At 62.2% G+C, this 24,735-nt stretch carries 22 protein-coding genes; 8 read left to right on the top strand and 14 right to left on the bottom strand.

The genetic code is table 11. From position 1 onward, the window contains the following. Nucleotides 1-34: 34 nt before the first annotated feature. Together CGA22_RS05445 and CGA22_RS05440 are read right to left on the bottom strand one after the other, a co-directional pair. Nucleotides 35-2,443 (bottom strand): penicillin acylase family protein, encoded by a 2,409-nt coding sequence (locus CGA22_RS05445; protein WP_041021467.1) that lies wholly within the window; start codon nt 2,441-2,443, stop codon nt 35-37. A 9-nt stretch (nt 2,444-2,452) separates the two neighbouring features. After that, nucleotides 2,453-3,037, bottom strand: coding sequence for a DUF6436 domain-containing protein (locus CGA22_RS05440; protein ID WP_041021466.1), 585 nt, complete (start codon nt 3,035-3,037; stop codon nt 2,453-2,455). 107 nt (nt 3,038-3,144) lie between these two features. Between CGA22_RS05440 and CGA22_RS05435 the strand changes: the two genes are divergently transcribed. Next, nucleotides 3,145-4,092, top strand: a complete 948-nt coding sequence (locus tag CGA22_RS05435) for an alpha/beta hydrolase (protein WP_041021465.1) — start codon at nt 3,145-3,147, stop codon at nt 4,090-4,092. Between the two features lie 123 nt (nt 4,093-4,215). Here the strand turns inward: CGA22_RS05435 and CGA22_RS05430 are convergent, their stop codons facing one another. Continuing rightward, on the bottom strand, nt 4,216-4,959 hold the full coding sequence (locus tag CGA22_RS05430; RefSeq protein WP_041021464.1) for a DUF2059 domain-containing protein: 744 nt from the start codon (nt 4,957-4,959) through the stop codon (nt 4,216-4,218). A gap of 140 nt (nt 4,960-5,099) precedes the next feature. On the opposite strand from CGA22_RS05430, the gene CGA22_RS05425 reads away from it, so the two are divergent. After that, nucleotides 5,100-5,732: a 2OG-Fe(II) oxygenase gene (locus CGA22_RS05425; RefSeq protein ID WP_041021463.1), complete on the top strand. Its 633-nt coding sequence runs from the start codon at nt 5,100-5,102 to the stop codon at nt 5,730-5,732. A gap of 2 nt (nt 5,733-5,734) precedes the next feature. Beyond that, complete coding sequence (locus CGA22_RS05420; RefSeq protein WP_041021462.1) at nt 5,735-6,226, top strand: DUF523 domain-containing protein; 492 nt, start codon at nt 5,735-5,737, stop codon at nt 6,224-6,226. A gap of 66 nt (nt 6,227-6,292) precedes the next feature. Here CGA22_RS05420 and CGA22_RS05415 read toward each other — a convergent pair whose 3' ends face one another. Further along, complete coding sequence (locus tag CGA22_RS05415; RefSeq protein ID WP_041021461.1) at nt 6,293-7,666, bottom strand: GTPase/DUF3482 domain-containing protein; 1,374 nt, start codon at nt 7,664-7,666, stop codon at nt 6,293-6,295. Further along, a complete protein-coding gene (locus CGA22_RS05410) occupies nt 7,659-9,038 on the bottom strand; it encodes a DUF2868 domain-containing protein (protein ID WP_041021460.1) in 1,380 nt (459 codons plus the stop codon). The genes CGA22_RS05415 and CGA22_RS05410 overlap by 8 nt, the downstream gene beginning before the upstream one ends. An 84-nt stretch (nt 9,039-9,122) precedes the next feature. On the opposite strand from CGA22_RS05410, the gene CGA22_RS05405 reads away from it, so the two are divergent. After that, nucleotides 9,123-9,635: a dihydrofolate reductase gene (locus tag CGA22_RS05405; RefSeq protein WP_041021459.1), complete on the top strand. Its 513-nt coding sequence runs from the start codon at nt 9,123-9,125 to the stop codon at nt 9,633-9,635. Nucleotides 9,636-9,767: 132 nt separating this feature from the next. Here the strand turns inward: CGA22_RS05405 and CGA22_RS05400 are convergent, their stop codons facing one another. Next, nucleotides 9,768-11,159, bottom strand: a complete 1,392-nt coding sequence (locus tag CGA22_RS05400) for an L-cystine transporter (RefSeq protein WP_041021458.1) — start codon at nt 11,157-11,159, stop codon at nt 9,768-9,770. Nucleotides 11,160-11,400: 241 nt separating this feature from the next. On the opposite strand from CGA22_RS05400, the gene CGA22_RS05395 reads away from it, so the two are divergent. Then, nucleotides 11,401-12,456: a phosphorylcholine phosphatase gene (locus CGA22_RS05395; protein WP_041021457.1), complete on the top strand. Its 1,056-nt coding sequence runs from the start codon at nt 11,401-11,403 to the stop codon at nt 12,454-12,456. A 180-nt stretch (nt 12,457-12,636) separates the two neighbouring features. Here CGA22_RS05395 and ilvD read toward each other — a convergent pair whose 3' ends face one another. The 5 genes from ilvD to CGA22_RS05370 all read right to left on the bottom strand — a co-directional run bounded on the left by ilvD (nt 12,637) and on the right by CGA22_RS05370 (nt 19,597). After that, the gene (ilvD, locus tag CGA22_RS05390) at nt 12,637-14,478 is read right to left on the bottom strand and encodes a dihydroxy-acid dehydratase (RefSeq protein WP_041021456.1); all 1,842 of its coding nucleotides are present in this window, start codon (nt 14,476-14,478) and stop codon (nt 12,637-12,639) included. Between the two features lie 257 nt (nt 14,479-14,735). Next, nucleotides 14,736-15,935 (bottom strand): MFS transporter, encoded by a 1,200-nt coding sequence (locus CGA22_RS05385; protein WP_041021455.1) that lies wholly within the window; start codon nt 15,933-15,935, stop codon nt 14,736-14,738. Then, entirely contained in the window at nt 15,928-16,881 is a 954-nt protein-coding gene (locus CGA22_RS05380; protein ID WP_041021454.1) for a diiron oxygenase, read from the bottom strand. Before CGA22_RS05380 ends, CGA22_RS05385 begins: the two co-directional genes overlap by 8 nt. Next, entirely contained in the window at nt 16,878-17,960 is a 1,083-nt protein-coding gene (locus CGA22_RS05375; RefSeq protein ID WP_041021453.1) for a SagB family peptide dehydrogenase, read from the bottom strand. The genes CGA22_RS05380 and CGA22_RS05375 overlap by 4 nt, the downstream gene beginning before the upstream one ends. Before the next feature lie 440 nt (nt 17,961-18,400). Continuing rightward, nucleotides 18,401-19,597: a class I SAM-dependent rRNA methyltransferase gene (locus tag CGA22_RS05370; protein ID WP_041021452.1), complete on the bottom strand. Its 1,197-nt coding sequence runs from the start codon at nt 19,595-19,597 to the stop codon at nt 18,401-18,403. A gap of 282 nt (nt 19,598-19,879) precedes the next feature. On the opposite strand from CGA22_RS05370, the gene CGA22_RS05365 reads away from it, so the two are divergent. From CGA22_RS05365 to CGA22_RS05355, 3 genes are read left to right on the top strand one after another with little or no spacing between them, the layout of a single operon-like run. Continuing rightward, entirely contained in the window at nt 19,880-20,695 is an 816-nt protein-coding gene (locus tag CGA22_RS05365) for an HDOD domain-containing protein (protein ID WP_177329235.1), read from the top strand. A gap of 29 nt (nt 20,696-20,724) precedes the next feature. Then, nucleotides 20,725-21,537, top strand: coding sequence for a bifunctional DNA-formamidopyrimidine glycosylase/DNA-(apurinic or apyrimidinic site) lyase (gene mutM, locus CGA22_RS05360; RefSeq protein WP_041021450.1), 813 nt, complete (start codon nt 20,725-20,727; stop codon nt 21,535-21,537). Nucleotides 21,538-21,592: 55 nt separating this feature from the next. Further along, complete coding sequence (locus tag CGA22_RS05355; protein ID WP_041021449.1) at nt 21,593-21,913, top strand: hypothetical protein; 321 nt, start codon at nt 21,593-21,595, stop codon at nt 21,911-21,913. A gap of 145 nt (nt 21,914-22,058) precedes the next feature. Here CGA22_RS05355 and CGA22_RS05350 read toward each other — a convergent pair whose 3' ends face one another. The 3 genes from CGA22_RS05350 to CGA22_RS05340 all read right to left on the bottom strand — a co-directional run bounded on the left by CGA22_RS05350 (nt 22,059) and on the right by CGA22_RS05340 (nt 24,636). Next, nucleotides 22,059-22,310: a YfhL family 4Fe-4S dicluster ferredoxin gene (locus tag CGA22_RS05350; protein WP_003206534.1), complete on the bottom strand. Its 252-nt coding sequence runs from the start codon at nt 22,308-22,310 to the stop codon at nt 22,059-22,061. A gap of 135 nt (nt 22,311-22,445) precedes the next feature. Further along, on the bottom strand, nt 22,446-22,925 hold the full coding sequence (gene coaD / locus CGA22_RS05345) for a pantetheine-phosphate adenylyltransferase (RefSeq protein ID WP_040071510.1): 480 nt from the start codon (nt 22,923-22,925) through the stop codon (nt 22,446-22,448). Nucleotides 22,926-23,040: 115 nt separating this feature from the next. Then, nucleotides 23,041-24,636: a GMC family oxidoreductase gene (locus tag CGA22_RS05340; RefSeq protein WP_041021448.1), complete on the bottom strand. Its 1,596-nt coding sequence runs from the start codon at nt 24,634-24,636 to the stop codon at nt 23,041-23,043. Nucleotides 24,637-24,735: the final 99 nt, after the last annotated feature.

The raw sequence follows: 24,735 nt of genomic DNA, 5'->3' as shown, positions 1-24,735 counted from the left end.
TGTCGGTGGTGAAAAAAAGTGAATGTCGCCCGGCTCAGGGCGCAGTCCTGGCCGGCAACAGTTTCAGGGTGTCATGGGTGTTGGCGGTCACTTCTTCCTCAGCCAGGTGCGCCTGGTGATACAAGCCCTCGATGTAGGCTTCGGCCTGATCGGCGTAATATTTGTCGAACGGCACGCCACTCTGGCCGACCGGGTTGATGGTGACGCTGTGGGTCGGGTCGGCGAAATCGATGATGCGCCGGGTAGACGGGCCATAGATGACCGGCCAGGGTGCCGGGCCGATCCTGGCGGAGAGATTGTTGGGGACTTCATGGGTACCGGGTGCGGCGAACGGGCCGACGTTGAAGATCCGGTCCAACGGCTTTTGCATGCCCAGTGGATGTCCGTGTGTAAGGGTATGGGCATTACCCCATTGCCATTGCGTGGCATCGTCACCGAAGGTGGCCTTCAGGTGCGCCAGGCTGTTGCTCCAGGCTGTTTTCACGATGTCGGCACGGGTTTCCTTGCCCAGGGTCGTGCGATCGTCCCACCAGGGCGAGTCCGCCGAGGCGGCCAGGCGCGGCAGCGCGGCGTCGATCTCTCGGGTGGACAGGGCAGTATCGAAAAATCCGTCCCCCAGTTCATCATGCAGGGCGGCATCCGCCAGGTTGAACAGGAATTGGTTGAACAGCGTGGCGCTGACGGAATCCAGCGGGTAATCCCCCGGCCACTGCGCCAGTTGTTCCACCCACTTGCGTTCCTGCGGGTCGTTGACCACTTCCCTCAACACCGGCAGCAAAGGTGCCAGCAAGCGCGGGCCATAGGCAGTGGTGGTGCCCAGTTGCAGCTTGCGGGTGGTTTCGATGTCCCACTTTGTCTGTTTGTCGCTGAGTTGGAGATAGAGTTGCTGCCCGCGATCGGGGAGGTTGTAGTAGCCCGGGATCTCGATACCGCCGGGTGAAGCCGGCTGGACATTCGCCGACACGATATAGCCGCGGGCAGGGTTCTCTTCCTGGGGATTATTGCTGAAGGGGTAGAAACCTTCCTTCTCCGCCTCCGGGCTGCTGCCATCCAACAGAAAGTCGGGTTTCCCCCCCGCCGGCCGCTTGGGCAGTTGGGCGGCGGCCCACCAGCCGATATCGCCCTTGGCATTGGCCCAGACGACATTCAACCCCGGTGCATGGATCTTGGCTGACGCTCCACGCGCCTTGGCCAGTGTGTCGGCACGGTTGAGCTGGTAGAAGGCTTCGAGGATCGGATTTCGGCTTTCCAGGAAACCCCACCACATGGCAATCGGTGTGTGGCCGGCATTGGCGCCGAGCACATCGTTGACGATCGGGCCGTGGGGCGACTGGCGCAGCACCAGCGTTACCGGTGCCTGGCCCTTTACCGCGATTTGCTGTTCGCTGCGGGTCATGTCCACCCACTTGTCGCGATACCAGACCTGTTCGGGGTTGTCCGGGTTGATCTTCTCGGCAATCAGGTCCAGGTCGTCGTTCTGGAACATGGTGACACTCCAGCCGAAATCCTTGTTCATGCCCAGCGTCGCAAACGGCAACAATGCCTGGTAGTGCCCGTAGAGTTCGAAGCCCGGCGCCGAAAGGTGCGCCTCATACCACACCGAGGGGGCGGAAAAACGGATGTGCGGGTCCCCCGCCAGCAAGGGTTTGCCACTGCGGGTATGGCTGCCGGCAACGGCCCAGGCGTTGCTGCCTTCGAATTGTGGCAGGCCGTTTCCGACCAGGGCCTGTTCGCTCAAGCGAGCCAGGGCGTCGAGGCCTTTCCAGTCAGCGTCGGCCAGGGGCAGGGCGGTTTTGCGGTGCTCGCCCAGCACCCCCTTGGGCTGCCAGTCGAGGTCGAAAATATTCAGATAATCAGCGCCCAGTTGATCGCGCACGTAGGTCAGCAGCGGTTCGGTACGAAAGGCGGCGGCGAAGCTGTAGGCCATGTAACCGGTGATGCTCACGGTGTCTTCGGCGGTGAATGGGCGCTTGGGGATGCCCAGGACATCGAACTCCACCGGCCGGACGTGGCTGTCCTGGTAGCGGTTGATGCCGTCGAGATACGCCTGCATCGCGATCCAGGCCGGGGATTGTGGGTCCTGTTCCGCCACGTAGCGGGCGGCGCGCTCGCGGATACGCAGGCTGCGCATCAGTTTATCGGTGTCGAGCAGTTTCGGCCCCAACACCTCGGCGAGTTCACCACGAGCGAGGCGACGCATGACCTCCATCTGGAACAGCCGGTCCTGGGCATGGACATAACCCAGTGCACGGTACAGGTCGGTTTCGTTCTCGGCGCGGATATGGGGCACGCCACGTTCGTCGTAGCGCACGGTCACCGAGCCTTGCAGCCCCTGCAACTGCACCGTGCCCTGGCGGGTGGGCTGCTTGCTGTAGAGGTAGCCGCCGGTGACGATGATGGCGGTGACGACCAACGACAGAAATGCGATGAGGCTGCGTTTCATGGTGTTCCCTTATTCGGATGATGCGTCCTTGCCCCATGGACAATAACAGCCCACCGCCATCGTGTGGGTTGCATTGACGGCGCGCCCCACGTTCAAGGCCTCGAGAATCGGTTCGATGAAGCTGTTGCTCGAATTGCAGGTCAAGCCTTCGCTGTAGGGACCGAAGTAAGCCAGTTCGCCGGTGCGATTCCAGATCGCCACGGCGGGGCTGGCGGGAATCTGCTCCGAGCCGAGCAATGCCGGAAGCGACTTGAGGCTGCTCAGCGTGGCCGGTAGCCGGCCTTGAGTGCCGCTTTTCTGTATCGCATAAAACTCGACACCTTGCGGGGCATATTTGTCGACCAGTTCGGACAGGTGCTGCTGATTGCCGACGTTGCACGGACAGGCCGGATCCCAGAAGTGCACCAGGCGGATCGGGCCGGGCCCGGCCAGCTCGGGCGGCAGGCGCAGAGGGTCGCCGGAAAATACCGCCGTGTGTTGGCTGAAAGCGCGCAGGAAACGTCCCTGGAACCAGTCGTAGGCGATCCACAATACGACGGCGCACCCAAGGGCAAGCAGACCGGCAAGCAGCGTTGTGCGGTGGGACGGGCGCATGGATTCATCCTCTGAAGCCGCGTAGCTTGCCATGCCTGTCGCGACAGATGAATATCGCAGGTCTACAAAGTCTGTTTCGCGCCTTGCGCATTTGCCTGGAAATATCGATGCCTGCCACTTTCGACCCTGATCGCCTGCGTGCCAGTTTGCAACCGTTGGCCCAGTGGCAGCCGCTGTCTGCGCAGGCGCAGGCTTATCAACACTTCTATGGATTGGATTTCCCCCAGCGGACCTTGCGCAAGGGCCTTGGGCGTTTTGAGATCGATGGGTATGAGTTGGTCGGTCAGGTCTGGTGTCCGGAAAAAGCCGTGGCGACGTTGTTCGTGTTCCACGGTTACTACGATCACATGGGGCTTTACCGGCATTTGATCGAATGGGCGCTGGAGCAGCAGTTCGCGGTGATCGCCTGCGATCTGCCGGGCCATGGACTGTCCAGCGGTGAGCGCGCCAGCATCGGTGATTTCGCCGAATACCAGGCCACGCTGCAGAAGCTGCTGGCGGAGGCCGGGACGCTGGAGCTGCCACAGCCCTGGCACCTCTGCGGACAAAGCACCGGCGGCGCAATCGTGGTCGATCATGTGCTCAACCAGGGCGCAAGCAGCCCGGCCCAGGGCCAGGTCATCCTGTTGTCGCCTCTGGTGCGGCCTCGGGCCTGGGGCTGGTCACGGCTGAGTTATTACCTGCTCAAGCCCTTCGTGACCGGCATCGCCCGGCGCTTCAGCGAAAACTCCACCGATCCGCAGTTCCTGCCATTCCTGCAAGCCGACCCACTGCAGCCGCTACGCCTGCCTACTGCCTGGGTGGGCGCCTTGGGGCGCTGGATCAAGCGTATCGAAGCCGCCCCGAGCAGCCCGCGCCAGCCACTGATCGTGCAGGGGCAGGCGGACATGACGGTGGATTGGAAACACAATCTGCAGGTGTTGCAGGGCAAGTTCGACCGGCCCCAGGTGCTGATGCTGCCCGAAGGCCGGCATCACCTGGCCAATGAAGTACTGGCGATGCGGCAGGAGATGTTTGGGTTTCTGACCAGGCGGATGAGCCGGATCCGGCGGTGACTGCAAGGGCCCTATCGCGAGCAGGCTCGCTCCCACAATGAATCTCGGCGGGGCCGTGTACACACCCGATTCCCTGTGGGAGCGAGCCTGCTCGCGATGGCGGAATCTCAGGCGCTGAAGTGTCTACTGCCCGAGAGTCTGCCCCACCGCCAACCCCGCCCGGATCGCCGCCAGGGCCGCCTGGTAATAGGCCTGGCCCTCGGCCGATTCGGCAAACGTGGAGAACTCCTCCAGCTCGGTATCGGTCAGGTCACGGTAGACGTACAGCAATGTGTTGTTCAGGTCGGCGCCGATCTGATCCATCAGCCGCTGGCGCTGGCCGTTCAGCATGCCCTGGGCCTGGCCGCCGCCCAGCAGGCCGGGGATCATCGAGCTCAGGCTGTCGGCCGCCACCCCGGCGATGGCCAGGCTGACTTCGGCGCCGGCCTCGCGGGCGGGCAGGGCCTGGGCCAGGTGGCCGATGATCAGCAGGCGGTTGTCGCTGGCCTGCATCTTGGGCAGACCCTTGGCGTTCTTTGCCAATTGGTCGCGACGGGTCGCCAACAGCTCGGCGGCCACGACCTTGCGTCCCAGCGGCGACTGGAAAAATGCCAGGGCCGGGTTTGGATCACGAAGATTCCTGCGCATCTGCGCCTCGGCCCGTTGATCCATGGCCTGGGGGGCGAAGCGTTGATTGCTGTTGTTGACCAGGGCCTGGAACACCGCCGGCGGCAGGCTGTTCTGGTAACGCTGCTGCGCGGCGCTCAAGGCATCGTTGAAATGCGCCCGCTGTTCCGGCCAGCCGGCGACCTTGTACAACTGGTCATAGCTGTCTGCCCAGGCGGGCAAAACGCAGAACATCAACAGTGAGAAAAGCAAACGGCGCATAGGGACTCCTGTCAGCAGCCGACTATTCTCCGTGGGGTGTGGGGACTTGTCGAGAATTCGTATCAAGTTCGTACGGCAGTGCCACCTGGCGTTGCAAACCCGCTGCGTGGCGCTGTCGATTTTGCGGGTACAGGCATACTATGCGCGCCATGCAAATACCTTCCGATCACCCGTTGCTATTACGTATCGTCGACGACCTGGCCGAGCGCGGCTGGTCGCAGCAGAACATCTTCCTGCCGGATGCGTTGACCCGCGCCCTGGCGGCCGAGTGCCGCCAGCGTGCCGTCGAAGGCGAACTGGCCCCGGCTGCGGTCGGGCGCGGCTTGTCTTCGGAGATCCGCGAAGGCATACGGGGTGATCGCATCCAGTGGATCGAGCCCGGCCAGGCCGAGGCCTGCGACCGTTACCTGGGGTTGATGGACAGCCTGCGCGAGGCGTTGAACCGTGGGCTCTTCCTGGGCCTGGAGGATTTTGAAAGCCACTTTGCCCTGTACCCGCCCGGCGCGTTCTACCTCAAGCACGTCGACCGCTTTCGCGATGATGACCGGCGCATGGTGTCGGCGGTGGTCTACCTCAATGACGCCTGGTTGCCGGAGCATGGTGGCCAGTTGCGTATGTACCTGGATGAAGGGGCGGAGCATGACGTGGTCCCCACCGGCGGCTGCCTGGTGGTGTTCCTGTCGGGGAACGTCCCCCATGAAGTCCTGCCGGCCACGCGGGATCGCCTGTCCTTGACCGGCTGGTTCCGACGTCGTGGCAACGAGTTGTTCTAAGCATGGAAAAGATCCTGGTCAGTCGTTGCCTGCTTGGACATCGCGTGCGTTACGACGCAGGTGCGAGCGGGCCTTTCGAGCAACTCCAGCGCTGGGTCGATGAAGGCCGTGTCGTGCCGCTGTGCCCGGAAGTCGCCGGGGGTTTGCCCACGCCTCGGGCTGCGGCGGAAATTCCCGGCGGGCAGGGTACGCAGGTGCTCGATGGCCAGGCGGCAGTGATGACCTGCGATGGGGAGGACGTGAGTGCGCAGTTCCTGTCGGGTGCGTACCAGGCGCTGGAGTTGGTGCGTGAACACGCTATCCGGATCGCCGTGCTCAAGGCCAACAGCCCGTCCTGCGGCAACCTGCTGACGTATGATGGGACGTTCGGCGGCGTGAAGGTCCCTGGCGAAGGCGTGACGGCAGCGTTGCTCAAGCGTCACGGGGTGCGGGTGTTCAGCGAGTTGGAGTTGGCTGAGGCTGCGGCGGCGCTCAAAGCTTTGATCAACTGCTGATCTCCACCTGACACAACCTCTTTTGTGGCGAGGGGATTCATCCCCTCGCCACAGGGACCGGGTCGCCTATAACTGCGCGGCAAGCTGCTCGATCTGCTCCTGCCGCTCGGCCTGGCTCAACCTTGGATGGGCGTTGAGCGACGACCACTGCGGATACGCCCGAGCCTTGTTCAAGGCTTCGGGCAGTTTGCCCTCGCGCCAGCTCTTGTCTTGGGGCGTGTCGATCCGAATGCTGTCCAGTGCCGCATGGCCGCGTTGGTTCAGGGCTTGCAGCAGTTGTCGTTGGCGCAGGGCCAGCAGGCGCAGCACGCTGTCGTCCACCGTCAGTTCCCGCTGGCCCTTGAACTTGCCCATCAACCGGTTGCCATAGCCGCGGGCGGTTTGCAGGGCGCCGCCGGCAATGGCGCCGGCCAGGGCGGCGGCGCCGAGGGTCAGGCCGCCCACCAGCAAATCCACACCGGCACCGGCCGCGGCACCGGCCGCGATACCGCCGCCGACCCGAACGCCCAGTTGCTTGAGGGTGGCCGGGTTGAACAGGTCATCGCCCCAGCGTCCATCGAGCAGCGGTAGGTCACTGGCCGCGGCGTCCCGGGGACGGAAGGCGTAGAGCTTGAGCAGGGCCTCGACGCAGCGCTGTTCCCGTTGGCGCACCGCGTTGTGCAGCTCAGTGATGGCTTGGCGCTCCAGTTCGGTGTCGCTGGTCACGCTGCGTCGGCAGGCGGCGCAGTCGATCAGCAACTCGGCGATCAAGCGCGCCGCGCTCTGCTGGCGAGCCAGGCGCTGGGCCTGTTGATCGGCAATCAGCCTTTCCAGTTGGCCGCGAGCGTTTTCCAACAACAGTGCAAGACTTTCATACAGGCGCCGCTCGCCATCTTCGGGCGGCGCGACGCTGTCGAATCGCACCAGGGCGTGCAGCCCCAGGCGGGCCAGAGCCTCGCGCCAATCGGGTTCGCGGTGGTGGGCGCTGCTGACGAAATTCAGCACCGGCAGCAGCGGTTTACCGCAGCTGGCGAGGACTTCCAGTTCATCGCGGTATTTCGCCAGCACCGGCTCACGGGCGTCGATCACGTAGAGCCCGGCATCGCTGGCCAGCAGTTGCCGCAGCACCTTGGCTTCCTGCTCGAAACGTTGTCGCGCCTCGCTGCCCTCCAGGAAACGGGCCAGGCGCGCCGGGCCGTCCAGGCGTTCACCGGGACGTTCCAGGCGCTCGAGGTAATCGAGCAAGGCAATGGCATCCTCCAGGCCTGGCGTGTCGTACAGCTCCAGCAGCGCTTCGCCGTCCACCGACAGGCGCGCACCCTCGACGTGCCGGGTGGTGCTCGGGCGATGGGACACTTCGCCAAAGCCGACGTCGCGGGTCAGGGTGCGCAGCAGCGAGGTCTTGCCGACGTTGGTGTGTCCGACCACGGCCAGTTTCAACGGCTTCATGGGCTCAGTCATGGCCGGTCTCCAGCCAGTTCAAGGGCGCACAGTCGGCGAAGGGCAACTGCAACTGTTGCAGCGCGTTGTGCCAGTCGCCCAGGCGCTCGGCATCCAGGGCCTCGCCCGGGGGCGCCTGCAACAGCCAGACGCGGGTCGCACTGGCGCTGCGGGCCAGTTCGGCGATCAATGCCAGGCTACCGCGGTCAGGGGAGCGTCGCGGGTCGCAGGCAATCGCCAGGCGCGCCGGAGGAAAGCGCGACAGCTGTTCGAGGAGTTTGTGACGTGATTCGCGGCTGTCGAGGACGCCGGCGTTGTTCACCGAGTCCGGCAGCTTCGGCGGCCACGGCCGCTCGTCCAGTTCGATCGCCACCAGCAGCGCCCCCGCGCTGTCCAGCGTACCGTCAGAGCGCTCGATCTGATGCAATTGTCCCGGCGCGGCATCATTGACCCCCAGCCGTTCACTGCTGGGCATCAGGTGTTCGCGCAGTTGCGCGTAGCCCGGCAGGTTCAAATCCAGGCGCAGGGAGGCGCGGCCGCGCCGCCAACGCCACAGGCACAGCAGTGCCAGGCCCAGGCGCGGCAGCACGCCATACACCAGCACCACGCCCACCAGCCACGCAGCCCAGGCCTGGCGGGCGCTTTCGATGTTCAGGGCACCGTCGCCGCTGGCGCGAATCATCTCGACGGTCGGGACACTGAAACCCAACAGCGCCGGCAACGCACCAAGAGTGCGGGTCAGGGTGACGAAGGTTTCGCCCCCGAGAATGGTGGTTTCCCAGACAAAGCCATAACGTCGGGTCGCCATCAGCAGCAGTAGGATGACCAGCGCGCTGAGCATCGCCAGCAGCCACAGGCCGTTCACCAGCATGCCGAGGGCCCAGCGATTGAGCTTGTGTCGTTGCAGCAAGAGCAGCAAGGCCGGCGCCAGTTGGGCAGCCTTGGCATCCCGGGCGAGTTTTTCGCTGAGCCACAGCCACAGACGCCCCAGTGTCGCGCCTTGGTCCCCGGCGAATATCAGGCCCAGGGCCCAGCCGATGAGCAGGATCAGGTTCAGCCCCAACAGGCTGCCGAGGGCCCAGAACACGTTGACGGGCGTCCGGCCGTCGCCGAGTGCGGCAACCCCCAGGCCGGCGCCGCTGAGGAGGGCGAAGACTGCCAGTACGATCAGCGCCAGACGTGCCCCTTGCAGCCAATGGCGCAGGGCTTCGGTGAGACCGTCGCGCTCGGCCAACCGGCGGGCACGATGGTGAATGCGAGTCGAGAGATCGCCACCCGCCGCACGGGCCAGGCGATTGGCTTCCTGGTCTTCGAGCGGACCTGCGTGCTCTTCACGCAGGCGTACCGTCTCGGTCAGCCAGAGGTTCTGCAGTTCAGTCTGGGGAGCAGTCACAGGCGCTTCCGTCGCAAATGAGGGTTGAGGATAACCGCTGGAGCGCCTGTCGGGGTACGTTGAGCCTCTGCTATCCTCGGCACCATGAAAAAAACTCTCCCCTTAAGCCTGATCGCAGCCCTCGGTGAAAACCGTGTGATCGGCATCGACAACAGCATGCCCTGGCACTTGCCGGGGGATTTCAAGTACTTCAAGGCCACCACCCTGGGCAAGCCGATCATCATGGGACGCAAGACCTGGGACTCCCTCGGCCGACCACTGCCGGGGCGCTTGAACATCGTGGTCAGTCGTCAGCCAGATCTGGTGCTCGAGGGCGCGGAAGTCTTTTCCTCGCTGGAGGCAGCGGTGGAGCGGGCCGAGGCATGGGCGCTGGCGCAAGGTGTCGATGAGCTGATGTTGATCGGCGGTGCCCAGCTGTATGCCCAGGCCCTGGATCAGGCGGATCGGCTGTACCTGACCCGTGTGGCGCTGAACCCGGAAGGGGATGCATGGTTTCCGGAGTTTGATGCGAGCCGGTGGAAACTGGTTTCGAACCAGCCGAACCCGGCGGAGGGGGATAAGCCGGCGTACAGTTTTGAGGTTTGGGAGAAGCTTTAAAGTTCAGGCTCCAAGCAAAGTGTCGCGCTGGTTGTGGGAGCAAGGCTTGCCCGCGATTCAGGCGATGCGGTCTATTGGTCAAACCGCATAACCGTCATCGCGAGCCAGCTTTGCTCCCACAGCTATCAAGCATCAAGCGTGCACCAGCTCGCCTTGCTCCTCCGCGTCCAGCAAGGCCTTGTCGGTCTGCTGCATCACCTGGCTGGTAATCGCCCCGGCGGTGATCGAGCCGCTGACGTTCAACGCCGTGCGGCCCATGTCGATCAGAGGCTCGACGGAAATCAGCAACGCCACCAGCGAAACCGGCAAGCCCATGGCCGGCAACACGATCAACGCGGCGAACGTCGCGCCACCACCGACCCCAGCCACACCGGCCGAGCTCAAGGTCACGATGGCAACCAGGGTTGCGATCCACACCGGATCCAACGGGTTGATGCCCACCGTTGGCGCAACCATCACAGCGAGCATCGCAGGGTAGAGTCCGGCGCAACCGTTCTGGCCGATGGTGGCTCCGAATGACGCGCTGAAGCTGGCAATGGCTCGGGGAATGCCAAGGCGACGGGTCTGGGCTTCGATGCTCAGGGGGATGGTCGCGGCGCTGGAGCGGCTGGTGAAGGCAAAGGTCAGCACCGGCCAGATCTTGCGGAAGAAGCGCAGGGGGTTGATCCCGGCGGCGGACACCAGCAGGCCGTGGACCACGAACATCAGGCCCAGCCCCAGGTAGGACACCACCACGAAACTGCCCAGCTTGATGATGTCCTGCAGGTTGGAGCCGGCCACCACTTTGGTCATCAACGCCAGCACACCATACGGAGTCAGCTTCATCACCAGGCGCACCAGACGCGTGACCCAGCTTTGCAGGGTGTCGATGGCGTTGATCACTTTCTGACCTTTCTCGACGTCATCCTTGAGCAGTTGCAGCGCCGCGACACCGAGGAATGCCGCAAAGATCACCACGCTGATGATCGAGGTTGGCTTGGCCCGGGCCAGGTCGGCGAAGGGGTTCTGTGGAATGAACGAGAGCAGCAACTGCGGGATATTCAGATCAGCGACCTTGCCGGCGTAATCGCTCTGGATCACTTGCAGGCGCGCCAGTTCCTGAGTACCGGCCACAAGGCCTTCGGCCGTGAGGCCGAACAGATTGGTCAAGCCAATACCAATCAGGGCCGCGATGGCGGTCGTGAACAGCAGCGTGCCGATGGTCAGGAAGCTGATCTTGCCCAGGGACGAAGCGTTATGCAGCCGGGCCACGGCGCTGAGAATCGAGGCGAAGACCAGCGGAATCACGATCATCTGCAGCAACTGCACGTAACCGTTGCCCACTAGGTCGAACCAGCCGATGGAGGCTTTGAGCACCGGGCTGCCGGCGCCATGGATCGTGTGCAGGGCAATTCCGAATCCCACGCCCAGCACCAGTGCCAGCAGCACTTTCTTCGCCAGGCTCCAGTTGCGGTGACGGGTTTGTGCCAGGCCGAACAGCAGGGCGAGGAACACCAGCAGATTGAGGAACAGCGGCAGATTCATCAAAAAAGCTCCGTTAAGACTTGCCAGTCGCCTGAAGCTGCGACTGCGAGCAGGAAAGCCTAACAGCCTGAAAACTAATGAATTAATACTAAAAAAGCATGTTGAATGTCGTTTATGGAATAAGGACGTGGCGTTTGCAGATACGTCGCTGGCGTTATCGAGACGCAAGCGGTCGTGGACAGGCGAGGACTGTCACAAGCATTTGTTAGCGTCGGGTTCTTTGAACCTGGGAGAAATGCCGATGAAGCTCGTACCTCGTTTTCTCGCTGTTGCCTTGAGCCTTGGTCTCGCCGGCCAGGCACTTGCCACCGAACTCAAGCACTGGCCGGCGGAACAGGCCAAGGCGCTGGAGGCAATGATCGCGGCCAACGCCAACAAGGGTAACTTCGCGGTGTTCGACATGGACAACACCAGTTACCGTTACGACCTTGAAGAGTCGTTGCTGCCGTTCATGGAGAACAAGGGCCTCATCACCCGGGAAAGCCTGGATCCCTCCCTGAAGTTGATTCCATTCAAGGACACTGCCGATCACAAGGAAAGCCTGTTCAGTTACTACTACCGCCTTTGCGAAGTGGACGACATGGTCTGCTACCCATGGGTGGCCCAGGTGTTCTCCGGCTTCACCCTCAAGGAACTCAAGGGCTACGTCGACGAGCTGATGGCGTCTGGCAAACCTGTACCGACCACGTATTACGACGGCGACAAGGTGGTCAACTACAACGTCAACCCACCGAAAGTCTTCACTGGCCAGGCCGAGCTGTACAACAAGCTGATGGAAAACGGCATCGAGGTCTATGTCATGACCGCGGCGTCGGAAGAGCTGGTGCGCATGGTCGCCGCCGATCCGAAATACGGCTACAACCTCAAGCCGCAAAACGTCATCGGCGTGACCACGCTGCTCAAGGATCGCAAGACTGGCGAGCTGACCACCGCTCGCAAGCAGATCACTGCCGGCAAGTATGACGAGAAGGCCAACCTGGACCTGGAATACACGCCTTACCTGTGGACCCCGGCCACCTGGATGGCCGGCAAGCATGCGGCGATCCTGACGTACATCGATGAGTGGAAGAAACCGGTCCTGGTAGGGGGTGATACGCCGAGCAGTGACGGCTACATGCTGTTCCACGATGTGGACGTGGCCAAGGGCGGTATCCACCTGTGGGTCAACCGCAAGGACAAGTACATGACCCAGATCAACGGCATGATGGCCAAGCACGCTGCCGCCCAGGCCAAGGAAGGGTTGCCGGTTACGGCGGACAAGAACTGGGTGATCGTGAAGCCTGAGGACATTCAGTAAACCCAGTAACTCCTGTGGGAGCGAGCCTGCTCGCGATAACGGTGTGTCAGGCACATCGATGCAGCTGATCCACCGCTATCGCGAGCAGGCTCGCTCTCACAGTTGATCACCATTTGCCACGGGATATCAGGCAATAAAAAGCCCCGCATTTGCGGGGCTTTTTATTGCGGCGCTAAACGCTTACAGACCGTCCAGCATCGCCTTGTTACGCACCGCGCCCTTGTCGGCGCTGGTGGCGAGCAGGGCATAGGCCTTGAGTGCGGTGGTCACTTTACGTGGACGCACTTCTACCGGCTTCCAACCTTTCTTGTCCTGTTCGACGCGGCGCGCGGCCAGTTCTTCGTCGCTGATCAACAGGTTGATCGAGCGGTTCGGAATGTCGATCAGCACTTTGTCACCGTCGCGCACCAGGCCGATGGCGCCGCCAGCGGCCGCTTCAGGCGAAGCGTGGCCGATGGACAGGCCCGAGGTGCCGCCGGAGAAACGGCCGTCGGTCAGCAGGGCGCAAGCTTTGCCCAGGCCCTTGGACTTGAGGTAGGAGGTGGGGTAGAGCATTTCCTGCATGCCCGGGCCACCTTTCGGACCTTCGTAGCGGATGATCACGATATCGCCGGCCTTTACTTCGTCGGCAAGGATCCCGCGCACGGCGCTGTCCTGGCTTTCGAAGATCTTGGCGTTTCCTTCGAACACGTGGATCGACTCGTCGACGCCCGCGGTTTTCACCACGCAGCCGTCCAGGGCGATGTTGCCGTAGAGCACGGCCAGGCCGCCCTCCTTGGAGTAGGCATGTTCGACGCTGCGGATGCAGCCATTTTCACGGTCGTCGTCCAGGGTTTCCCAGCGAGTCGACTGGCTGAACGCGGTTTGCGTCGGAATGCCCGCCGGACCGGCCTTGAAGAAGTGGTGCACGGCTTCGTCGGTGGTCTGGGTGATGTCCCATTTGGCGATGGCGTCGGCCATGGTCTTGCTGTGTACGGTCGGCAGGTCGGTGTGCAACAGGCCGCCACGGGCCAGGGAGCCGAGGATGCTGATGATCCCGCCGGCGCGATGCACATCTTCCATGTGGTACTTCTGGATGTTCGGCGCAACCTTGCACAGCTGTGGCACGTTCCGGGACAGGCGGTCAATGTCGCGCAGGTCGAAATCGATCTCGGCTTCCTGGGCGGCGGCCAGCAGGTGCAGGATGGTATTGGTGGAACCGCCCATGGCGATGTCCAGGGTCATGGCGTTTTCGAACGCCTTGAAGTTGGCGATGTTGCGTGGCAACACCGACTCGTCGTTCTCGCCGTAGTAGCGCTTGCACAGTTCGACGATGGTCCGGCCGGCCTGCAGGAACAGCTGTTCGCGATCACTGTGGGTGGCCAGGGTCGAGCCGTTGCCCGGCAGGGCCAGGCCCAGGGCTTCGGTCAGGCAGTTCATCGAGTTGGCGGTGAACATGCCGGAGCACGAACCGCAGGTCGGACAAGCGCTGCGCTCGTACTCGGCGACCTTCTCGTCGGAGGCGCTGGAGTCGGCAGCGATGACCATGGCATCCACCAGGTCCAGGCCGTGGCTGGCGAGCTTAGTCTTGCCGGCCTCCATCGGGCCGCCGGACACGAAGATCACCGGGATGTTGAGGCGCAGGGCTGCCATGAGCATGCCGGGGGTGATCTTGTCGCAGTTGGAAATGCACACGATGGCGTCGGCGCAGTGGGCGTTGACCATGTATTCGACGGAGTCGGCGATGATTTCCCGGCTCGGCAGCGAATAAAGCATGCCGTCGTGGCCCATGGCGATGCCGTCATCCACGGCGATGGTGTTGAATTCCTTGGCAACACCGCCTGCGCGCTCGATCTCGCGGGCAACCAGTTGGCCCAGGTCCTTGAGGTGAACGTGACCGGGTACGAATTGGGTGAAGGAGTTGGCAACGGCGATGATCGGCTTCTTGAAGTCGTCATCCTTCATCCCCGTGGCGCGCCACAGTGCGCGGGCGCCGGCCATGTTGCGGCCGTGGGTGGATGTTTTCGAGCGGTAATCGGGCATGGAACACTCCGGGCGGCTAATCAGATATCAAGGGGAAAGTGAGCTTCTATTGACGTCTGGAGCACTCGGGGTTGGCCGGGTGTCCGGAAGTGGCCGATGACTGTGCAGGATCGCTGCGCGCCTCAGCATGAGCTCATAAACCCGCCGGGGGATGAATGGCGATGAATGTCGCGATTCTACACCGCTGGCGCCAGGATGAAATGACGCAAAGCGCTGATCGGATGCCAATGTCGCGCTCGGATGACGGTCGGTGGTGCTCAACCGATCAAAAGCCGTGGGTGACGATGCCGGATCAGGCCATTGAGCGCCAATCCCAGGAGACTGAGCAGCACCAGGCACAACGCCAGGGTGGTTTGCAGGGCAAGCGGGGTAAGGCTGATCGCGGCACTGGTCAGCCCACCGACGATGAAGATCAGCACGCTGCCAGCCGAAGCGGACGTACCGGCTTGCTCAGGAAACAGGTTCATGGCCCGGGTGTGTGCCGCCGCACGGGCGGTGGTGGTTCCGGCGGTACAGACGATCATGGGCAGCAATACGGTGGTGACCGACAACCCGAAATGGCTGGAAAGCCCGAACATCAAGACGCCCGCCAGCAGGATCAGGCTCAGGCCGGTGATGATCTGCGTCTCCGGAGCGATCCGGTTGCTCAGCACCGTCGCCAGTGCGCCGCCGCCGATGTAGGCCAGTCCGTAGCCCAGCAGTGCCAGGGAAAAAGCCTCGGGCGAGAGCTGTAGTTGGTCGATGAATACCAGCGGCGAAATGACGATGAAGGAGAAGTGGCAGGAAAAAGCCAGCGCCGAGGTCAGCCAGTAGGCCATGAAGCTGAAATCGCCGCATACCTTTCGATAGGCGCCGATGAAGCCCAGCCTGGCCTGGCTGCTCGGCGTGGAGCGGCACAATAGAAGCCAGGCGCTCACGAATACGCTGGCTGCCAGGGCAATGAACACCAGGAAGCTGCCGCGCCACCCCATCCAGTGCTGCAGTCCGGTTCCGGCCAGGGGCGAAACGGAAATGAAAATACCGCCGCAGGTGACCAGGAAGATGCGCAGCCGCTGCTGCTCCTGGCCGCTGAACAGGTCCTGGATCAACGCCTGGGACAGCACGAAACAACCGCATCCCAACGCCTGGACGACGCGGAAGAACAGGAATGCTCCGTAGTCGTCGGTGAGTACGCAGCCCGTGGCCCCGACGGCTGAAACGGAGATCCCGATCAACAGCAGGTTCTTTCGCCCCATGGTGTCGGAGAGCGGGCCGACCAGCAGTTGCGAAAGGGCGATACCTATCGCGAACAGACTGACCGACAGGGCAATGTCGGGCGAGGAACGTCCGAAATGTTCGGACAGTGCCGGGAACGAGGGCAGCACGACGTCGATCGGGAACACGCCGAGCAAGGTCATCGTCAGCAATAGGCCTACGGTGGCGGGTTTGCGGCCCGGAAAGCTTTTGGGTTCACCCATCGATAAACCCTGCCTGGGCGAAAAGCCGCTGGTGGTGTTGGTTGTCGAAGAAGCCTGCCTTGCGCATGGCCGCGAAGGTCGACACCGCTCCCGAGCGTACTCGTCGGCCATGGGCGTCCGGTTGCAGGAGATCGGCAACGATCTGGAGAGCCGACCGCCCGCTGAAGCCGACGCTGGCGAGGCTGCGCTTCAGCCAGGGCAGGTCCGGTTCGAAATAGAGGCCGATGATCTGCAGCAGCATGCGCGCGGCCAGGTCGCGTTGCGTGGGATCCAGGGCGCCCCATAGGTACTGGAACACTTCGCTGAAGTAGCGACTGTGGCGTGCCTCGTCCTCGAGATGGCTCCTGAGCATCCGGTAGACGGTGCACACCAGGGAGTCGCGGGTGATGGCCAGCAACTCCTTGGCGATGATCGTCTCGGATACGAACCCCAGCAGAAACCACGCCAGAGGCCGATCCGCGGGGGCGACGGTATCGATCATGCCCAGCAGGCGCTGGATACGCCTGGGTGGCGGCCGATCACTGATCCCATAGAGGGCCGCGATCTGCTCGGCCACGTCGTTGGAAAACAGTGCGTGATAGCCCTCGTCGGTATAGAGCTGCAGGGCCGCGGTTTTCATCGGCTGGGGGATCGGCAAGGCCAGCTCGCCATGGACGATGGTTTCCACGGCGCGATTGACGACCCGGTGTTCGAGCAGCGTGGTGTAGTCGAGGAAATGCACCAGATGGTTGGCCGCCAGGCGCTGGGCGATGGAGCGGCCCGCCTCCTGGATCAACGGATGTTCGATATAGGGAATGAAGGTTGACGGAAACCAGTCTCGACTACGGAGCTGTTGTTCCAGGTTCTCCGGCAGACGATAGTCGCCTTTACCCGTGCGCACGGCCGCCTTGTTATCCCAGTCGCCCAACGTGTACCGAGGCGCCCGGCTGGAGGCTGAGCCGGTCATGACACGACTTCCTGTCGATCGATCAACGCCATCAGCTCCTTGCAGTGCACCTGTCCATCGCCATGACCGCAGCCGACAAAAAACAACGGTTGCTCGCAAGCGCCTTCAAGGCCAAGCAGGTGTTCGACTTCACGGTCGGCCAATGCGCCGGTCAGCCAGGTATCGAGGCCCAATGCAGTCGCAACGGTCAGGAAAGTCTGGGAAACATGACCGGTTTCGACGAAGGCCATTCGGTAGGCGCGAGAGTGCGGGTATTTCCACCAGAGTTTGTCGAAGCGTGACGTGAGAAACAGCCCGAACGGCAGGGGATTGATGAAGTGCTGACCGCACAACAGGTTCCCCAGGGGCTCATCGGGCAGGGATCGGATCGGGCTCAGGGCATGTGCGTCCGGATGATAGGCGTAGATGCCGGGTGCCAGGCCCGTCACGTTGCGTACATACAGGTAACCTTCGCAGGCGTTCAGACCGCCCCCCGAGGGGCTGCTGCGTCTTACCCCCAGCGCATCGGGCCTGGAAGTGTCCTGGACGCCCAGGCGTTCGTTCAGGTAGCCCAGGGTCAGGTACAAGAGGATGCCGACCTGTTCGATCGAGATGGTTTGTTCGCTGAATGAGCGGGATGTGCTTCGACCGACCAGGGTCTGGGACAGCGAAGCGTTCGGCATGTCGACCAACGTGCAGGGAGCCAGGACGATCCGGTCGGCGGGATACGTTCTTGTCCGGGCGGGAGGTGCCGGTGAAGACAGCACTTCATTGCAATGTTGCAGATACGCTTTCGCCCATTCATTCACATCCCTGGGAACTTGTGCACAAGGAATATTTTTTGTACCGATGTGGAATATCCTGGACAACTCATCCCAATGCCACTCAATGGGTCTTCTCGGCTCTTCGATAAGTATGTCTGCCTTCAGGAAATCGGCGTCGATAGCGTTGTTAATGTCGAATTGCAGCGGATTGGCGATAAGTTGCGCCAGTCGTGTCGAATAATGAAGGTCGAGTTCGAATTGGGTATGGCGCTCGTAGTTCCATACAATTTGGTGCGGCGGGCGCGCAAGAACGAAAAGGCACGGATTTATGTGCATGCAAATGGATTCCGCTGGGGAAAAACGTCCGGATGGGGCTGAGGCGCCGGCACTCCTCAGCCCATCGTTTATTTCAAGCGTTTACTGGCTTAGTGGCTCTTTGGAACAATCAGGCCTGCCAGGTTTGCGATTTTGTCAGCTTCCAGATTGATTGCTTTCATGATGCAGCTCCTTTGCGTTGAATAAGTGTTGTGCTTTTAATAGTTGTCACTTGCGCAGTGACCGTTCAATCATAGTTTTTAATGAGTGCTTGGCAAGAGGAGAATGAGTAGGACGGCTCCAGTAATAATGTGAGATCGTTCTTACAAAAATTGTAAGTGGTCGTATTAGCTTCAATGGGAGGTAACTTTTCGTACACAAAAAACAATCGCAGCCGAAGCTGCGATTGGGGTGTTGGCTGGATACCGATGCGCAAGACGCAGGGCCGAGACTCTGATCCTTTAGCTGTTGGGCAACAGCCGGGAGGTGATGCTCTTGATGTAGCGGGTTTCCGGGATGGCTGGGTGAACCGGATGGTCCGGGCCCTGACCGCCGCGTTCAAGCAATTGAATGTTGCGGTCCAGGTGACGGGCACTGGTCAGCAGAATGTTCTGCAGGTCGTCTTCAGGCAAGTGCATCGAGCACGAAGCGCTGACCAGGATGCCGTCCTTGGTGAGCAGGCGCATGGCTTGTTCATTGAGGCGACGATACGCACCCTCACCATTCTTGAGGTCTTTCTTGCGCTTGATGAAGGCCGGTGGGTCGGCCACGATCACGTCGAAACGCTCTTCACTGGCCTTGAGTTCCTTCAGGGCTTCGAACACGTCGCCTTCGATGCAGGTCAGTTTCTCGGCAAAGCCGTTCAGCGCCGCGTTGCGTTCGACACCGTCGAGGGCGAAGGCCGAGGCGTCGACGCAGAAGACTTCGCTGGCGCCGAATGCCGCGGCTTGTACGCCCCAGCCGCCGATGTAACTGAACAGGTCCAGGACGCGCTTGCCCTTGGCGTAGGGAGCCAGGCGTGCGCGGTTCATGCGATGGTCGTAGAACCAGCCGGTCTTCTGGCCTTCCATGACCGGCGCTTCGAATTTCACACCGTTCTCTTCCAGGGCGACCCATTCCGGCACCAGGCCGAACACCGTGTCGACGTAGCGCTCCAGGCCTTCGGCGTCGCGGGCGGCGGAGTCGTTCTTGAACAGAATGCCGCTGGGCTTGAGCACCTGGGTCAGGGCCGCAATCACGTCTTCCTTGTGGGCTTCCATGGTGGCGGAGGCGATCTGCACCACCAGAATGTCGCCGAAACGGTCGACCACCAGGCCCGGCAACAGGTCGGAGTCGCCATAGACCAGGCGATAGAACGGCTTGTCGAACAGCCGCTCACGCAAGGACAACGCGACGTTGAGGCGATGCACCAGCAGGGACTTGTCCAGCGGCAGCTTCGCGTCGCGGGACAGCAGGCGGGCGCAGATCAGGTTGTTGGGGCTCATCGCGACGATGCCCAGCGGCTTGCCGCCGGCGGCTTCGAGGATCGCCTGGTCGCCGGCCTTGAAACCGTGCAGCGGGGTGGCGGCCACGTCGATTTCGTTACTGTAGACCCATAGGTGGCCGGCACGCAGGCGACGGTCGGCGTTGGCTTTGAGGCGCAGGCTGGGCAGGGACATGACGTCGCTCCGAAAAAAAGAGCGGGAGTATACCGTGTTGGGGGGACCGGCGGGCCCGGAGGTCGATATGTGGCAACCGGATGGCCGGCACGAAAAACAGTTCAAGCTCAATGGAGTCGCTGCCGACTCAGGCCTGAGTCTCCATGAAAGTTGCGCCGATCTACCCAAGCGGTGTGTCGGATCCGTCTTTCAGGGTTAGAATCCTTGCCTGTCCCAGAGTGTGTGCCCATGTCCAACGAGCTTTCCACCGAACAGATCCAACAGTCCCTGCAAGGCATCAGCGTGCCGCCCCAGCCGCAGATCATGGTGGATCTGCAGATGGAACAGTACATGCCTGATCCGGACCTGGAGACCATCGCCAAGCTGATCTCACAGGATCCGGGGCTTTCGGGGGCCTTGCTGAAAATCGTCAACTCGCCGTATTACGGCCTGCGCAACAAGATCACCTCGATCCAGCGCGCGGTGAACCTGTTGGGCAGCCGTTCGATCATCAACCTGATCAACGCGCAGTCGATCAAGGGAGAGTTGCACGACGACGCCATCGTCACCTTGAACCGCTTCTGGGATACGGCCCAGGACGTGGCAATGACCTGCCTGACCCTGGCCAAGCGGGTCGGCCTGGAGAATGGCGACGAAGCCTATGCCCTGGGGTTGTTCCACGATTGCGGCGTGCCGCTGATGCTCAAGCAGTTTCCCAACTACATGGGCGTGCTGGAGGAGGCTTACGCCAGCGCGAGCGCCGAGTGCCGGGTGGTGGACACGGAAAACCGCGTGTTCAATACCAACCACGCCGTCGTCGGTTACTACACCTCCAAATCCTGGCGCCTGCCGGATCATGTCAGCCAGGCCATCGCCAATCACCACAACGCCCTGGCGATCTTCAGCGACGAGTCTTCGCGCAACAATAGCCCGCTGAAAAACCTGCTGGCGATCCTGAAGATGTCCGAGAACATCTGTGCGTCCCACCGGGTGCTGGGCAATCAGGCCGAAGACCATGAATGGGATTGCGTCGGTGCCCTGGTGCTCGATTACATCGGCTTGTCGGAATACGACTTCCAGACCCAGAAACAGGAAATCCGCGACCTCGCCACTCGTTGAGTGCCCAGCTCGCCTGACTCGAGAGCCTCATGCCAGAACTGCCGGAAGTCGAAACCACCCGCCGCGGAATCGCGCCACATCTTGAAGGACAACGGGTCAGCCGCGTAATCGTGCGCGACCGTCGTCTGCGCTGGCCGATTCCGGAAGACCTCGATGTGCGGCTCTCGGGCCAGCGCATCGTGCAGGTGGAGCGGCGAGCCAAGTACCTGCTGATCAATGCCGAGGTCGGTACCTTGATCAGCCACTTGGGCATGTCCGGCAACCTGCGGCTGGTGGAGGTGGGCATGCCTGCCGCCAGGCACGAGCATGTGGACATCGAGCTGGAGTCTGGTCTGGCCTTGCGCTACACCGACCCGCGACGCTTTGGTGCGATGCTCTGGAGCCTAGACCCGCTCAACCATGAATTGCTGGTTCGCCTCGGACCGGAGCCATTGACCGATCTGTTTGACGGTGAGCGCCTGTTCCAGCTCTCCCGTGGGCGTTCCATGGCGGTCAAGCCGTTCATCATGGATAACGCGGTGGTGGTGGGTGTGGGCAATATCTATGCGACCGAAGCGCTGTTTGCCGCCGGTATCGACCCGCGGCGGGCCGCTGGAGGCATTTCCCGGGCCCGGTACCTGAAACTGGCCGTCGAGATCAAACGCATCCTTACCCATGCCATCGAACGCGGCGGTACCACGCTGCGGGATTTCATTGGGGGCGATGGCCAGCCTGGGTACTTCCAGCAGGAACTGTTCGTGTACGGCCGGGGTGGGGAGTTGTGTAAGGTCTGCGGCACGGGCTTGCGGGAAATTCGCCTGGGACAGCGTGCGAGTGTCTGGTGTCCGCGTTGCCAAAGCTGATTCGTCCTACGGTCTATAGTCAGTAGTCATACTGATCAGCCGAAGGATCGACCCCATGAGACTGCTTCGACCTGTTGTTTTAATGCTGCTGCTGACCCTGGGTTTGCCTGCCCTGGCGAACAGCGGCAGTGGCGATCCGCGCTACACCATCCAGAATCCGCCCGCCTTCGCCATGATCGGCGACTTGTTGATCGCCCGGCCGCTGCTGCTCGCCGCTACTGTGATCGGTGCGGGGGCGTTCGTGGTGTCGTTGCCCTTTACCGCACTGGGCGGTGGGGTTGGTGATGCGGGGAAAGCGTTGGTAGTGGACCCGGCCAAGGCCACCTTTGTGCGGTGCCTGGGGTGTGTTGGGGAAGGGTTCGAGCAACAGGAGTGATGGTGGTCCTGATGGCCTCATCGCGAGCAGGCTCGCTCCCACAGGGGATCTGCCATGTCCATAACAGGTGTGCCTGGTCCAAATACCTTGTGGGAGCGAGCCTGCTCGCGATGAGGCCGGTGCAGGCGCTACAAAACCTTCTGGCTCAAGCCTTGCCAGTGATCTTGCGATATTTCGCCATCAACTGTTCTTCGGTTTCCGGATGGGCTTCGTCCAGCGGAATGCAATCCACCGGGCAGACCTGCTGGCACTGGGGCTCGTCGTAATGGCCGACGCACTGGGTGCACAGGTTCGGGTCGATGACGTAGATCTCTTCGCCTTGTGAAATGGCTTCATTCGGGCATTCGGGTTCGCAGACGTCGCAATTGATGCAGTCGTCGGTGATGATCAGGGACATGCAGGCTCCTGCCGGGGCGTTGGGCCCGGGCATCTGAAAACGAATATGCGCAATTGTGCCGCATTGGCGAGCGCAGTGCACGCGGGTGCGATGGACTGCGCTCGTGCTACCGCGAAGTGGATCGCAGCAGCGGGTTTATTTCTTGAAGCGCAGGGTCAGCGCATCGGCCACGGCCGGGTGGACGAACTTGGTGATGTCGCCGCCCAGGGCCGCAATTTCACGCACCAGGGTCGATGAGATGAACGAGTAACGTTCCGACGGCGTCAGGAAAAGACTTTCGACGTCCGGGGCCAGCTGGCGGTTCATGTTGGCCAGCTGGAATTCGTATTCGAAGTCCGAAACCGCTCGCAGGCCGCGCAGGAACACATTGGCGTTCTGTTCCTTGGCAAAGTGCGCCAGCAGTGTGGAGAAGCCGACCACTTCTACGTTGGGCAGATGCTTGGTGACTTCACGGGCCAGCTCCACGCGTTGTTCCAACGGGAACAGCGGGTTTTTCTTCGGGCTGGCGGCAACGGCGATGATCACATGATCGAACAGGCGCGCGGCGCGTTCGACCAGATCGCCATGGCCCTTGGTAATAGGGTCGAAGGTACCTGGGTACAACACTCGGTTCATCGCGTCGTCCTGGCGGGAGTCCGTTGGGGAGTCGGATGGTATCGCAGCCTTCTCGGTCGGCCAAGTCGGCTGTGGGATAAGAAAGCACTATAGACGCTGCGAATGATCGGGATATTCATGGATTTCTCAGACGTTCGGCCAGGGATGTCGCCAGTTTCGCTGTCAGGCCATACACCGACAATTGCGGGTTGGCACCGATGCTGGTGGGGAACAACGAGCCGTCGTGGATCGAAAGGTTGCTGAGTTGATGATGACGGCCGAGGCTATCGGCGACAGCGGTTTGCGGCGTTTCGCCCATCGCGCAACCGCCCATCACATGGGCGCTGCCCAGGCGTGTGCGATACAAGGCCAGGTCCAGCCCGTCGATCAGGGTACGGGCTTCGGCCAGGCTTTTCACGTAGCGGGCATCGCTGTGCAGCGGCATGACCGCCCGGGCACCGCCGGCGAACTGAATCTCGGCCATGCTGTGGAACGCGCGGCGCAAACCGTCCCAGGCGTAGGGTGACACGTGGTAGTCGAGCACCGGCGTGCCATCGCTGCGCAACTCGACGCTGCCGCCGGGGCTGTCCGGGTGAAAGCCGTCGCGCAGCAACGCCAGCATGGCATGGGTATGGGGCAGTTGCGCCATGTGAGCGGCGTTCTGTGTGCCGAAACCGCCCAGCAGCGTGGCGGCGAGGGCCGGGTGCAAGGGGGGCACTTCGAGTTTGTAGGACATTTTGCCGGTAGCGCCGTCCTGCCATTGGAAGTGATCCGAATAGATCGATTGTGGCGCGCCATAGAACGGGTTGATGACCTCTTCGAATTGCGCGGCCGACATGTTCACCAGATGCAGGAAGGTCCGTTTGCCCAGGCGTTCGTATGGGTCTGGCGCATCGGAGCGCAGTAACAATGCCGGGCTGTTGATGCCGCCGCCGGCGAGTACGTAGTGGCGCGCCTTGACGGTAATGCGCCGCCCGGTCGGCGCCACACAGTGCTCGTCCATGGCCAGGCATTGCAGGTCGACGACTGCATCGTTATTGAGGGTCAGGCGCTCGGCCCGCGCCAGGTAAAGCAGCGCGCCGCCTTTGTCGAGCAGGGTCGGAATGGTGGTGACCAGCATCGACTGCTTGGCGTTGGTCGGACAGCCCATGCCGCAATAGCCCAGGTTCCAGCAGCCGCGCACGTTGCGTGGGATGACGTGCCAGCTATAACCCAATCGTTCACAGCCTTTGCGGATGACGTCGTTGTTGGCATTCGGTGGAATCAGCCACGGCGCCACGCCTAGCCGTTGCTCCATCCGTTCGAACCAGGGCGCCATCTCGGCGGAGCTGTGCCCTTTGACGTTGTGCTCGGCCGCCCAGTGATCGAGGGTCTGGTCCGGTGTGCGGAAGCTCGAGGTCCAGTTGATCAAGGTCGTGCCGCCCACGGCCCGGCCCTGGAGGATGGTGATGGCGCCATCCTTGCTCATGCGCCCCAGGCCTTCCTGGTACAGGCTGGTGTAGGCCTGGTCCTCGAGCAGCTTGAAGTCGCTGCTGGTCTTGAGCGGGCCTTCCTCGATCAACAACACGTTGTAGCCGGCCGCGCTGAGAATCTCTGCCGTGGTACCGCCGCCCGCGCCGCTGCCGATGATTGCCACGTCTGCTTCCAGGGTCAGATCCTGGCTCAGTCGAGCACCGTTGTAGGTGGTCCAGCCGCGGGCAAGGCCCTCGCGGAAGGGGTCGGGTACGGGCATGTTCGGGCTCTCTTGTTGTGATGGATGTGCGATGGGCCTCTTGTGGGAGCGAGCCTGCTCGCGAAAGCGGTGTATCCGTCAACAGCAATGTTGCCGACC

The sequence above is a fragment of the Pseudomonas sp. PSB18 genome, assembly GCF_014596565.1.
Classification (GTDB): Bacteria; Pseudomonadota; Gammaproteobacteria; order Pseudomonadales; family Pseudomonadaceae; genus Aquipseudomonas.
The sequence above is the reverse complement of the archived record's forward strand: the minus strand, read 5'-3'. Positions and strand labels throughout refer to the sequence as shown.

Excerpts from the sequence above, each read along its gene's own strand:
- CGA22_RS05400 (WP_041021458.1), bottom strand. The coding sequence starts at position 11,159 with ATGAATCTGCCGCTGTTCCTCAATCTGCTGGTGTTCCTCGCCCTGCTG.
- CGA22_RS05440 (WP_041021466.1), bottom strand. The coding sequence starts at position 3,037 with ATGCGCCCGTCCCACCGCACAACGCTGCTTGCCGGTCTGCTTGCCCTT.
- CGA22_RS05350 (WP_003206534.1), bottom strand. The coding sequence starts at position 22,310 with ATGTCCCTGATCATCACCGACGACTGCATCAATTGCGACGTCTGCGAA.
- CGA22_RS05445 (WP_041021467.1), bottom strand. The coding sequence starts at position 2,443 with ATGAAACGCAGCCTCATCGCATTTCTGTCGTTGGTCGTCACCGCCATC.
- CGA22_RS05405 (WP_041021459.1), top strand. The coding sequence starts at position 9,123 with ATGAAAAAAACTCTCCCCTTAAGCCTGATCGCAGCCCTCGGTGAAAAC.
- mutM (WP_041021450.1), top strand. The coding sequence starts at position 20,725 with ATGCCAGAACTGCCGGAAGTCGAAACCACCCGCCGCGGAATCGCGCCA.
- CGA22_RS05420 (WP_041021462.1), top strand. The coding sequence starts at position 5,735 with ATGGAAAAGATCCTGGTCAGTCGTTGCCTGCTTGGACATCGCGTGCGT.
- CGA22_RS05375 (WP_041021453.1), bottom strand. The coding sequence starts at position 17,960 with ATGCACATAAATCCGTGCCTTTTCGTTCTTGCGCGCCCGCCGCACCAA.
- CGA22_RS05425 (WP_041021463.1), top strand. The coding sequence starts at position 5,100 with ATGCGCGCCATGCAAATACCTTCCGATCACCCGTTGCTATTACGTATC.
- CGA22_RS05380 (WP_041021454.1), bottom strand. The coding sequence starts at position 16,881 with ATGACCGGCTCAGCCTCCAGCCGGGCGCCTCGGTACACGTTGGGCGAC.
- CGA22_RS05340 (WP_041021448.1), bottom strand. The coding sequence starts at position 24,636 with ATGCCCGTACCCGACCCCTTCCGCGAGGGCCTTGCCCGCGGCTGGACC.
- CGA22_RS05395 (WP_041021457.1), top strand. The coding sequence starts at position 11,401 with ATGAAGCTCGTACCTCGTTTTCTCGCTGTTGCCTTGAGCCTTGGTCTC.
- CGA22_RS05435 (WP_041021465.1), top strand. The coding sequence starts at position 3,145 with ATGCCTGCCACTTTCGACCCTGATCGCCTGCGTGCCAGTTTGCAACCG.
- ilvD (WP_041021456.1), bottom strand. The coding sequence starts at position 14,478 with ATGCCCGATTACCGCTCGAAAACATCCACCCACGGCCGCAACATGGCC.
- coaD (WP_040071510.1), bottom strand. The coding sequence starts at position 22,925 with ATGAACCGAGTGTTGTACCCAGGTACCTTCGACCCTATTACCAAGGGC.
- CGA22_RS05355 (WP_041021449.1), top strand. The coding sequence starts at position 21,593 with ATGAGACTGCTTCGACCTGTTGTTTTAATGCTGCTGCTGACCCTGGGT.
- CGA22_RS05430 (WP_041021464.1), bottom strand. The coding sequence starts at position 4,959 with ATGCGCCGTTTGCTTTTCTCACTGTTGATGTTCTGCGTTTTGCCCGCC.
- CGA22_RS05385 (WP_041021455.1), bottom strand. The coding sequence starts at position 15,935 with ATGGGTGAACCCAAAAGCTTTCCGGGCCGCAAACCCGCCACCGTAGGC.
- CGA22_RS05370 (WP_041021452.1), bottom strand. The coding sequence starts at position 19,597 with ATGTCCCTGCCCAGCCTGCGCCTCAAAGCCAACGCCGACCGTCGCCTG.
- CGA22_RS05415 (WP_041021461.1), bottom strand. The coding sequence starts at position 7,666 with ATGACTGAGCCCATGAAGCCGTTGAAACTGGCCGTGGTCGGACACACC.